This window comes from Paraliobacillus sp. X-1268 (assembly GCF_003426095.1).
Classification (GTDB): Bacteria; Bacillota; Bacilli; order Bacillales; family Amphibacillaceae; genus Paraliobacillus_A; species Paraliobacillus_A zengyii.
This window is the reverse complement of sequence record NZ_QJSK01000006.1, coordinates 25,669-37,055: the sequence shown is the minus strand read 5'-3', so window position 1 is coordinate 37,055 and position 11,387 is coordinate 25,669. Positions and strand designations below refer to the sequence as shown.

Here is an 11,387-nt window from a genome sequence, read left to right as displayed (position 1 = left end):
AATCAATGGCTAAAAAAGCAATAACCATTAAAGGTGCACGTGCACATAATTTAAAAAATGTTGATATTGAAATTCCAAAAGAAAAATTAGTTGTGCTTACAGGGCTATCAGGTTCTGGGAAATCATCATTAGCTTTTGATACGATATATGCTGAGGGACAACGACGCTATGTTGAGTCTTTATCTTCCTATGCGCGTCAATTTTTAGGACAAATGGAAAAACCAGATGTTGATGCTATTGAAGGGCTTTCTCCAGCCATTTCAATTGATCAAAAAACAACGAGTAGAAATCCACGTTCTACAGTTGGAACAGTAACAGAAATTTACGATTACATGCGTTTGCTATTTGCTCGAATTGGCCATCCAGTATGTCCGAAGCATGGTGTAGAAATTTCATCACAAACTGTGCAACAAATGGTTGACCGAATTTTAGCTTATCCAGAAAGAACGAAACTTCAAATTCTTGCGCCAGTAATATCTGGGCGTAAAGGTGAGCATGTTAAAGTGTTAGAAAAATTAAAACAAGAAGGTTATGTACGTTTACGCATTGATGGAGAGATGCGAGAAATTAGTGAAGAGATTGAGCTTGAGAAAAATAAAAAACATTCGATTGAAGTTGTTGTTGATCGAATTGTTGTTAAAGATGGTATTTCTGGTCGACTTACTGATTCGTTGGAAACAGCATTACGTTTAGGTGAAGGAAAAGTGAAAGTTGATGTAATGGGAGAAGAAGAATTGTTATTTAGTGAACAACATGCATGTCCCATTTGTGGTTTTTCCATTGGTGAACTTGAGCCACGTTTATTTTCCTTTAATAGTCCATATGGCGCTTGTGAACGTTGCGATGGTTTAGGGACGAAATTGGAAGTTGATGTTGACTTAGTAATCCCTGATACTGAATTAACCTTAAATGAGGGGGCAATTGCAGCTTGGGAACCAACAAGTTCACAGTATTATCCACAACTCCTTAAAAGTGTTTGCGAACATTACGGTATTGATATGGATACACCAGTCAGTCAATTACCTCCTGATCAGTTAGATAAAATACTAAATGGAAGTGGAAAAGAAAAAATTCACTTTCATTATGAAAATGATTACGGTATGACGCGTGAAAATGATATCTTTTTTGAAGGAGTTCTTGCTAACCTTGCGCGCCGCCATCGTGAAACATCTTCAGATTTCATTCGTGAACAAATGGATAAATATATGGCACAAAAGAACTGTCCGAAATGTAAAGGATATCGTCTGAAAACGGAAGCAACAGCGGTATTAATAAATGGTAAACATATTGGCAAAGTAACAGAGCTCGCCGTTACGGAAGCAAATGATTTTGTTTCTAATCTTACTTTATCTGAGAAGGACAAAACAATAGCTGAAATGATTGTAAAGGAAATTCAAGATCGACTAACCTTTTTAACTAATGTTGGGTTGGATTATCTAACATTATCACGAACAGCTGGTACGTTATCAGGTGGAGAAGCACAGCGAATTCGCTTGGCAACACAGATTGGCTCAGCATTGACAGGTGTTTTATACGTGTTAGATGAACCGTCTATCGGATTACATCAGCGTGATAACGATCGATTAATTGCAACACTCAAACAAATGCGCGATTTAGGCAACACGTTGATTGTTGTCGAGCATGATGAAGACACAATGCTAGCAGCCGATTGGTTAATTGATATTGGCCCTGGTGCAGGAGAACATGGTGGTACTGTTGTTGCAAGTGGCACACCAAAACAGGTGATGAAACAGAAGAAATCACTTACAGGCCAATATTTATCCGGTGAAAAGTTTATTCCATTACCAGCGAACCGTCGTAAAGCTGATGAAAGATTTGTAGAAATTATTGGTGCGGAAGAAAATAACCTTAAAAAAGTTAATGCGAAGATTCCAATTGGTGTTATGACAACTGTTACCGGTGTATCTGGTTCTGGTAAAAGTACGCTTATTAATGAAATTCTTCATAAAAGTTTAGCAATGACATTAAATCGTGCGAAGCAAAAACCAGGTAAACATAAATCAATTAAAGGTAGCGAACATTTAGAAAAGGTAATTGATATTAATCAAGCACCAATTGGTAGAACACCACGTTCTAATCCTGCCACCTATACAGGTGTATTTGATAATGTTCGAGATGTCTTCGCTTCAACAAATGAAGCAAAAATTCGTGGCTATAAAAAAGGAAGATTTAGTTTTAATGTTAAAGGCGGACGGTGTGAAGCTTGTCGTGGTGATGGTATCATAAAAATTGAAATGCACTTTTTACCAGATGTGTATGTATCTTGTGAAGTTTGTCATGGTAAACGCTATAACCGGGAAACGCTTGAAGTAAAATATAAAGGGAAAAATATTTCTGAGATTTTAGATATGACAATAGAAGAAGCATTAGGCTTTTTTGAGAATCTTCCAAAAATCAGAAGGAAATTACAAACCGTTTATGACGTAGGTTTAGGCTATATCCGTCTAGGACAGCCTGCAACAACACTTTCTGGTGGAGAAGCACAACGTGTGAAGTTAGCAAGTGAATTACACCGGCGCTCAGATGGAAAAACGCTATATATATTAGACGAGCCGACAACCGGTTTACATGCTGATGATATATACCGTTTGTTAGGCGTATTACAACGTTTGGTCGAAAACGGAGATACTGTTTTAATTATAGAACACAATCTTGATGTGATTAAAACCGCCGATCATATTATTGACCTTGGTCCAGAAGGTGGAGATCGCGGTGGTCAAATCATCACAACCGGAACGCCAGAAGAAGTTTCAGAGATTAGTGAATCGTATACAGGATATTATCTAAAACCAGTTTTAGAAAGAGATCGTTTACGAATGGAAACAAATATACAAGAAAAAGAAAAACTAGCACAATCTTAAAAGAAAAGCTTGGAAGCACTTCTTGCGTCCAAGCTTCTCTTTAACTTTTGCTTAATTGAATCGAGCGAACAGTCTGCAAACATCTAGATAAATAAAAATGGCTATCTGAAGTCAGCTTTTTGACGTTTTCACCTTTTTTGGGTAGAGTATAATTAGTTAGAAGAGTCGGAAGGGGTGTTTCGTAATGAATGTAATTGATCAAGAAAAAGTGCAATATGAATTAGAAAAATTCTTAAATAAAGATGTTTATATACATATCGAGACGACAAATGGCGCATATGCGAGTCATCATAATGAGAAAGCTTTTAATGTTGGTGTATTTATGCGAAATGCTAAAGTACGTTATAACCAAGCGAAAATAGTTGGAAACCCAACAAGTTATCGTGTAGGTTTAAAAACAGAAAACGGCTGGATCTATGCGGAAGGTGTTCGCGAATATGAAATAGATGAAGAAGGGCACCTACTTATTGCTGGACATGATCAAGAAGGAAGATTATTAGTTACATTAGAAATTAGTGAGAATCCGTTTGTAAATTAACAAAATTGGTAGATCAAGCTTAAAAGGAGCTGAAAATAGAATGGAAAAACACGTTGTTGTTATTCTTCCACACCCAGATGATGAAGCATTTGGAGCTGCTGGTACAATTGCACGATTTCGTGAAGAAGGTGTACCAGTTACCTATTTATGTGGCACGCTAGGAGAAATGGGTAGAAACATGGGTAACCCTACCTTTGCAACACGCGAAACGCTACCTAAAATAAGAAAAGAAGAATTAATTGCGGCATGTAAAGTATTAGATATTGAATTAAATATGCTTGGTTATCGTGATAAAACATTGGAATTTGAAGCAAGAGAAGAGGTTGCCAAGGATTTATTAGCACGCCTAGAAAAAATAGAGCCAAGTCTTGTAATTACACATTATCCTGATCATGCTGTACATCCCGATCACAATGCATTTGGGGCTGCGGCGATTGAAGCAGTTCGTTTAATGGACGCTGAGAAAAGACCAAAAGTGTGGGCGCAAGCTATTACAAATACAAGAGTAGAAGACATAGGTGAAGCGGATATTTCGATAGACATTACACCTTTTTTCGAGAAGAAATTAGCAACAATCATGGCTCATACATCGCAAGCATCTGGTGTGTTAGGTAGTATAAATCAAGTAGCTGCGGATATGGAAGAGATTGTGAAGAAGAACTTATCTGTAGAGCAATTCTATACGTGGAATTTCAATAAGTAATAAAGAAGTAGTACGCGATTCAAGTGTGCTACTTCTTTATTTTTTTATACGTTTTAAAAATGATCAAAAGTGGAATATAAAGAATATGTAATTTAGTTGCTTAATTGAATAAAAGGATAATTTATTTAAGAAAGTCATACAATATAGATAGATAAGAGGAGGATGAAAAGATGGATAAGAAATTATACCGTTCAAGTAGTAATAAAATGGTGTCAGGTGTTTTGGGTGGTTTAGCAGAATATTTTAATTTTGATGCAACAATTATACGCTTGATTTTTGTTGTCGCCTTGTTGTTCACTGCAGTTTTCCCATTGTTATTTGTTTATATTGCAGCAGCATTTATTATGCCAATTGATGGAGAAATATAAAATGACCCGTTGGATCGTTTCGCTATTATTAAATGCTGTAGCTTTAGTTGTTGTCGCGTACCTATTTGATTCTTTTTATCTGGAAGGATTCGGTACAGCATTACTTGCAAGTCTTATTTTGTCAGTTTTAAATGTAATTGTGAAACCTATTTTGGTTTTGCTGACATTACCCATTACGATTGTTTCACTTGGCTTTTTCTTATTTGTAATCAATGCGATTACTTTAATGTTAACGCAAGCGTTCATTGGTGATACATTTGTGATTAATGGCTTTGGTATAGCGATTTTATCGGCAATTATTTTAGCTATCCTAAATCTCATATTAAATCGATTAATTAAAGATACACTATTTTTGAATAGATAAAGCGTAAAGGTATAACCCTTTACGTTTTTTTCTTTTGGCTCTTTTCGCAACATTGTATCTTTTTAATAATCAGAGTTGATAGAAAATGTGCATAACATGCCGCTTTGGAAATATACTTCGCTTTCCGTGGGCACGTCTTCAGCTAACTTAGTAAAGCAAAAAACGCTTTACTAAGTGGATCTTCAGCCCGCGCTGTTCCCACAGGAGTCTACGTATAATTCCAAAGCTAGTTCAGATTCTACATGATGATTGTGTATGTAATAATGACACTCTAGTGGGAACTGCCCAAGTTTTCGATGGGATGAGTAATTGAATTGCAGTACCACAAGCCACAGAAAGGGAACCCACTTGCTTCATTCCCTAGATAACCTGATTCTTCATAGTGAATATTGTTGTTTACTTCTCCTAACTAGCGTATCAAGTGAAATTGGCGACACTCCTGCAGGAACAGCGCGGGCTGAAGGTCCACTCGGAAACGTTCTTTGTTTCCGAGTTAGCTGAAGCCGTGCCTGCGGAAAGGGAGTCAATTTTACTTGAGAAGCGGGTCAGGTAATTCTGTTGTGTCGCAGTTGATGATAATTCCGACGCAATGAACGCTACGTCGTAGTTTATGATAATTAAGTCGTAAATAACAATCTTTTAGAAGTTACCCTTTCTTTATAACTATATTTAAACATCTTTTTAAGCTATAATTAGCATTGATTTTAGAAAGTTAAATGAGGTGAAAATATCGCAATGAATCCAGACCTTATTTTCGAGTTTATGGATCATGATGGGAGTACACAGAAGACTGAATTCCGTGAGCCAATTAAAATATATCAAACAAAGTTATTAACAGAGGTTACGTCTATTTTTAGAAAAGCTGAAAAGGCAATCGATGCTGGCTTTTATGTAGCTGGATATGTTTCATACGAAGCTGCAGCTGCTTTTGAAGCGCGTTATCATGTCAAAGAAAGTGGCAACCTACCACTTGTATGGTTCGGAGTATACGAAGCTCCTTCAGCAATCGAAGCAACACCACTATTACAAGACTACACTGTTTCCGATTGGACATTTACATCAAGTGAGGAAAGCTACCAAGAAGGCATTAAAAATATTAAACAAGCTATTGCGCGTGGAGATACATATCAAGTTAATTATACGAGCCGGTTACAGGCAACTTTTACTGGGGATGATTTTGCTTTTTACAAACAGTTGATTAAAAATCAGCAAGCACCATACAGCGCTTATTTAGATATTGGAGATTTTAAAATACTATCTGCCTCACCAGAATTATTCTTTCGAGTGAACAATAGTACCATCACAACAAAACCAATGAAGGGGACGGCACCTCGTGGTCGTTATGGTGAAGAAGATAGGCAGTTAATAGAACAATTAACCTCCTCTGAAAAAGAGCGTGCAGAAAATATGATGATTGTTGATCTTTTACGAAATGATTTAGGAAAAATCGCAAAAAAAGGCACAGTAGCTGTACCGAATCTTTTAGATGTGGAGTCCTATCCAACTGTTAATCAAATGACCTCGACGGTAACCGCAGAACTTGAAAAAGATACTCATTTATTAGACTGGTTTACTGCGCTATTTCCATGTGGATCGATTACTGGTGCACCAAAAATAAAAACGATGGAGTATATAGCAGAACTTGAAGATACTCCTAGAGAGGTTTATTGTGGTGCGATCGGTTTTATCACTCCTAATAAAGAAGCAACATTTAATGTACCGATTCGCACAGTTATTATTGATAAAGAAAGTCAAACAGCTACTTATGGTGTAGGTGGAGGGATTACTTGGGATTCCACAGTTGAAAATGAATATCAAGAGATGAAAACAAAAGCAAAAATGTTAACAGAAAAGCGTCCTGATTTTGATTTACTAGAATCGATCTTACTTGATCATGGGAATTATCCATTGCAAGAATATCACTTGAAACGGTTGCTTGAGTCAGCAAGCTATTTCAATTTTAAGATAGACATAGCGACCGTTAAGCAAAAATTAAATCAAGTATTGCAAGGTCATCCATCTAAAAAATATAAAGTTCGACTCCTTGTTTCTAAGCAGGGCGAGGTTTCCACAGAAGTTCAAGAAGTAAAAGAGATAATTGGCGATGTCGTGTGTACATTGGCATCATTACCAATTGATAAACAGGATCCTTTTCTATTTCATAAAACGACTAATCGAACGCACTATAAGCAACACCAATTAGACGATCCAAACGTATTCTCTACTTTATTATGGAATAAGCAACATGAAATAACAGAATTTATAATTGGTAATGTTGTAGTAGAAAAAGCTGGTACATACTATACGCCACCACTAGATTCTGGTTTATTAGCTGGCACCTATCGTGCACACTTGTTAGAAACAGGTATTATTCAAGAAAAAGTCATTAACCGTAATGATTTAGCAAGCTTTGATCGTATTTGGTTTATCAATAGTGTTAGAGGTTGGCTTCCAGTTACATTAAATAATATGTAAATAGTATTTTAACTAATCGACTAATTTGGTGAATGTATATATAATAAATGCTACAATAAGTATACACTATAAATCCACAGCGATGATGATGGTATGATGGAGGGATTAAGATGACAAAGGTTCACACGCAAGATTTATTGGATCAATTTAAATTAGAATTACTAGCTGGTAAAGAAGGCTTACAGCGTGAAATAATTATGAGTGATATATCTAGACCAGGAATTGAAATGACGGGTTACTTCAGATATTATCCGAAAAAAAGATTACAATTACTTGGTAAAACAGAACTTTCTTATTATAAGGATCTTTCTTCAGCGGAAAGAACAGATCGTGCGAAAAGAATGTCTACGGATGAAACACCAGGAATAGTCGTATCAAGAGGGATGGAAGTTCCAGATGAATTAATCAATGCTTGTGAGGAAGCGAACGTTCCGTTATTACGTTCTCCTTATAAAACCACACGTGTTGTAAGTAGATTGACTAACTTCTTAGAAGCGAAATTTGCACCATTCACAGCAATGCACGGTGTATTAGTAGATATTTATGGTGTCGGTGTTTTAATTATGGGACAAAGTGGTGTCGGGAAAAGTGAGACAGCTTTAGAATTAGTAAAACGAGGACATCGTCTTGTAGCAGATGATAGTGTCGAAATTAGACAAGAGGATTATGATCGTTTAATTGGTTCTTCTCCTCCACTAATTGAACATTTATTGGAGATAAGAGGCTTAGGCATTATTAATGTTATGACATTGTTTGGTGCTGGATCCGTTCGCTCCTATAAAAAAATATCTTATGTGATTAACTTAGAATCTTGGGATGATAAAAAAACGTATGATCGACTAGGATTAGAAGAAGAAACGATGAAAATTATCGATGTAGATGTGCCAAAAGCGATTTTACCAGTACGTCCAGGTAGAAATTTAGCAGTTATTATTGAAGTTGCAGCAATGAATTTCCGTTTAAAACAAATGGGTGTTAATGCTGCAGAGGAATTCTCAACAAGATTAACAACAATGATTGGAAAAGAGAAGACAAATCTTGGTCCGGATTTTGACTTAGATTAGAAAGAAGAAGGGGGAAGTTTGCTTTGCTATTTACTGTATCACCACCAATTGATCGAATCTTTTTAGAAGTGGGACCATTCACCATTTATTGGTATGCGGTCATTATTGTATCAGGCGTATTTTTAGGATTGTGGATGGCAACTAGAGAATCTGAACGACTGGGTTTGCAGAAAGATATATTTACAGACTTAATTATTTTTGCACTTCCAATCGCAATTATCTCAGCCAGAATTTATTATGTGATATTTGAATGGGAACAATACCAAGGAAGGCCTTGGTGGAGCATCTTTGCAGTTTGGGAAGGTGGAATTGCAATACATGGTGCGTTAATAGGATCCGTGATCACTGCAATAATCTTCGCTCGTGTTAAAAAAGTGTCGTTTTGGCAACTAGCAGATATCGCAGCACCTGGTCTTCTTTTAGGCCAAGCAATTGGTCGTTGGGGTAATTTTGTCAATCAAGAAGCACATGGCGGTCCAGTGTCAGATGCAGCTTACGATAATTTCATTCGATTCTTGCCAGATTTTATAGAAAATCAAATGTACATAGATGGTGTATTATACCATCCAACTTTCCTATATGAATCGGTATTAAGTTTCATTGGTATTATCCTACTGCTTATACTGAGAAAATATAACCCTTTACGTGGGGAAGTATTTCTTAGCTATATTATATGGTATTCAATTGGACGCTATTTCATAGAAGGAATGCGTACAGATAGCCTCTATATTATTGGTACATTAAGAACTGCTCAAGTCATTTCAATTGTGCTTGTCCTAGTTGGTATAGCTCTTATTGCATATCGTCGGAAATCAAAAACTGTCAATAGACGATATAATGGCAAAAAAGTCTAGGAGGATTGAATGTGAAAGAGATGCTGATTCGAGGTGTGAAACAAGGATTAGAGGTAACATGGACACTAAGTAAGGTCATATTCCCCATTACCGTGCTTATTACGATTTTACAATTCACACCTGTGTTGCCTTGGGTTGTAGACGTGTTGACTCCAATGATGAGTTGGATAGGTCTTTCTGGTGAGGCGGCAGTGCCATTAGTATTAGGTAATACGTTAAATCTGTACGCCGGCATTGCTGCAATTGTTTCTTTTGATTTTACTGTAAGAGAAGTGTTTATTATGGCAGTTATGCTGTCTTTCTCTCATAACTTATTTATTGAGTCATCTGTTGCAACACGTGTCGGAATTAAATGGCCAATTGTTGTTGGTATTCGCATTACACTTGCACTATTTTCTGCATTTATGATCCATACTTTTTGGGAAGGTGGACAGGAACTGGCGCAGTATGGATTTATTTCATCAGATCCTGCTCCTCCTGAAGGTTGGTTAGCTATAGGAATCGAAGGTATCCAGACGGCAACTGTTAGTGTACTGCAACTTGCACTTATTGTTATACCATTAATGGTTATACTACAAATATTCCGTGAAATAGGCTGGATGAAGAAAATATCTGATCGTTTAGAACCATTTACAAGACTAATGGGTATGAATACTAATGCTTCAATGACTTTAGTCGCGGGTTTATCAATTGGTTTGGCATATGGGGCAGGAGTAATGGTTCAGGCAGTAAAAGAAGACGGAGTGTCAAAGAAAGACATGTACTTGGCTTTCATTTTCCTTGTGTCTTGTCACGCTGTTGTGGAAGATACACTTGTTTTTATCCCACTTGGTATACCAGTTTGGCCACTATTATTGATCCGGCTCTTTACTGCACTTATTTTAACAGCATGCATCGGCTTCATTTGGAACCGAAATCAGTTGAGAAAAAGAAAGGAAGAATTAGCAGATGGACATTCGTACGATTCTGTTTGATTTAGATGGTACATTGATAGACACAAACGAATTAATTATTGCATCTTTTACACACACATTAGAAAAACATAGTGAAACACCTTATACGAGAGAGCAAATATTATCATTTATTGGTCCGCCTTTATATGATAGTTTACAGCAAGTTGATCCAGATAATGTCGAGACAATGGTTGCAACATACCGAGAACATAATTTAGCTAATCATGACAAATATGTTACGGCCTATCCTACTGTCGTTGATACGATTAAGACATTAAAGGAAAAGGGCTATCAACTTGGAATTGTTACGACAAAAATGCGTGATACGGCTCTACTTGGTCTAAAACTTACAGGAATGGAAGACGCGTTTGATATTGTGATCGGACTCGATAACGTTACAAATGCTAAACCACATCCTGAACCAATTATTAAAGCATTAACGCAATTAAAAGCAAACCCGCTTCATGCAATTATGGTAGGAGATAACTATCATGATATAGAAGCCGGACAAAATGCAGGAATAAAAACTGCAGGAGTGGCATGGTCTATCAAAGGCAAAGAAGCTTTAGCTGCTTATAAACCTGATTATATGCTTGAAGAGATGCGCGATCTATTAAAGATTCTCGAGGTGTAGATAATGCGAAACACGGAACGCTATTCTGTAAAAGGTGCAAATTCATTATGGCATATTTACAAAACAGTTCCTTTTTGGAAAGTGATTAAAAATTTTATTGTGATTCAACTGGCAAGATACACGCCAGTTCTATCATTAAAAAATTGGTTGTATCGAACTTTTTTGAGAATGAAAGTTGGCGATCAAACAGCTTTTGCTTTAATGGTTATGTTAGATATTATGTTTCCAGAACGCATATCTGTAGGAAAAAACACGGTTATAGGATATAATACAACTATTCTCGCACATGAATACTTAATTAAAGAATATCGTTTAGGAAATGTTTCAATAGGCGATGAAGTGATGATTGGTGCCAACAGTATTATATTACCTGGTGTTACGATCGGTGATGGCGCAGTTATAGCCGCAGGTACAGTTGTACATAAGGATGTAACGAGTGGGACATTTGTAGGTGGAAATCCGATGCGGTTAATTTACTCGGAAGAAGAAATGAAAAATAGGTTAAAACAAGATGATTTTTTTAAAGATCATGCATAAGTAAATAATCATAAA

The 11,387-nt window shown here is 36.5% G+C and carries 11 protein-coding genes; all 11 read left to right on the top strand.

What is annotated here, in order from left to right; all coding sequences use genetic code 11:
* Window positions 1-5: 5 nt before the first annotated feature.
* A complete protein-coding gene (gene uvrA, locus D2K62_RS09680; RefSeq protein WP_117148940.1) occupies window positions 6-2,882 on the top strand; it encodes an excinuclease ABC subunit UvrA in 2,877 nt (958 codons plus the stop codon).
* Window positions 2,883-3,066: 184 nt separating this feature from the next.
* Window positions 3,067-3,420, top strand: coding sequence for a YojF family protein (locus D2K62_RS09675; RefSeq protein WP_112181845.1), 354 nt, complete (start codon window positions 3,067-3,069; stop codon window positions 3,418-3,420).
* A 40-nt stretch (window positions 3,421-3,460) separates the two neighbouring features.
* Complete coding sequence (gene bshB2 / locus D2K62_RS09670; RefSeq protein WP_112181844.1) at window positions 3,461-4,123, top strand: bacillithiol biosynthesis deacetylase BshB2; 663 nt, start codon at window positions 3,461-3,463, stop codon at window positions 4,121-4,123.
* A 170-nt stretch (window positions 4,124-4,293) separates the two neighbouring features.
* Window positions 4,294-4,491, top strand: a complete 198-nt coding sequence (locus D2K62_RS09665; RefSeq protein WP_112181843.1) for a PspC domain-containing protein — start codon at window positions 4,294-4,296, stop codon at window positions 4,489-4,491.
* 1 nt (window position 4,492) lies between these two features.
* The gene (locus tag D2K62_RS09660; RefSeq protein WP_112181842.1) at window positions 4,493-4,855 is read left to right on the top strand and encodes a phage holin family protein; all 363 of its coding nucleotides are present in this window, start codon (window positions 4,493-4,495) and stop codon (window positions 4,853-4,855) included.
* 735 nt (window positions 4,856-5,590) lie between these two features.
* Window positions 5,591-7,330, top strand: coding sequence for an aminodeoxychorismate synthase component I (gene pabB, locus D2K62_RS09655; RefSeq protein WP_112181841.1), 1,740 nt, complete (start codon window positions 5,591-5,593; stop codon window positions 7,328-7,330).
* Window positions 7,331-7,440: 110 nt separating this feature from the next.
* Window positions 7,441-8,394 carry an HPr(Ser) kinase/phosphatase gene (gene hprK / locus D2K62_RS09650; protein ID WP_112181840.1) on the top strand — a complete coding sequence of 318 codons (954 nt, stop codon included), beginning with the start codon at window positions 7,441-7,443 and terminating at the stop codon, window positions 8,392-8,394.
* Window positions 8,395-8,417: 23 nt separating this feature from the next.
* On the top strand, window positions 8,418-9,248 hold the full coding sequence (gene lgt / locus D2K62_RS09645) for a prolipoprotein diacylglyceryl transferase (protein ID WP_117148938.1): 831 nt from the start codon (window positions 8,418-8,420) through the stop codon (window positions 9,246-9,248).
* 11 nt (window positions 9,249-9,259) lie between these two features.
* Window positions 9,260-10,222, top strand: a complete 963-nt coding sequence (locus D2K62_RS09640; RefSeq protein WP_117148937.1) for a nucleoside recognition domain-containing protein — start codon at window positions 9,260-9,262, stop codon at window positions 10,220-10,222.
* Window positions 10,197-10,835: a pyrophosphatase PpaX gene (ppaX, locus tag D2K62_RS09635; RefSeq protein WP_112181837.1), complete on the top strand. Its 639-nt coding sequence runs from the start codon at window positions 10,197-10,199 to the stop codon at window positions 10,833-10,835. The genes D2K62_RS09640 and ppaX overlap by 26 nt, the downstream gene beginning before the upstream one ends.
* A gap of 3 nt (window positions 10,836-10,838) precedes the next feature.
* On the top strand, window positions 10,839-11,372 hold the full coding sequence (locus D2K62_RS09630; protein ID WP_112181836.1) for an acyltransferase: 534 nt from the start codon (window positions 10,839-10,841) through the stop codon (window positions 11,370-11,372).
* Window positions 11,373-11,387: the final 15 nt, after the last annotated feature.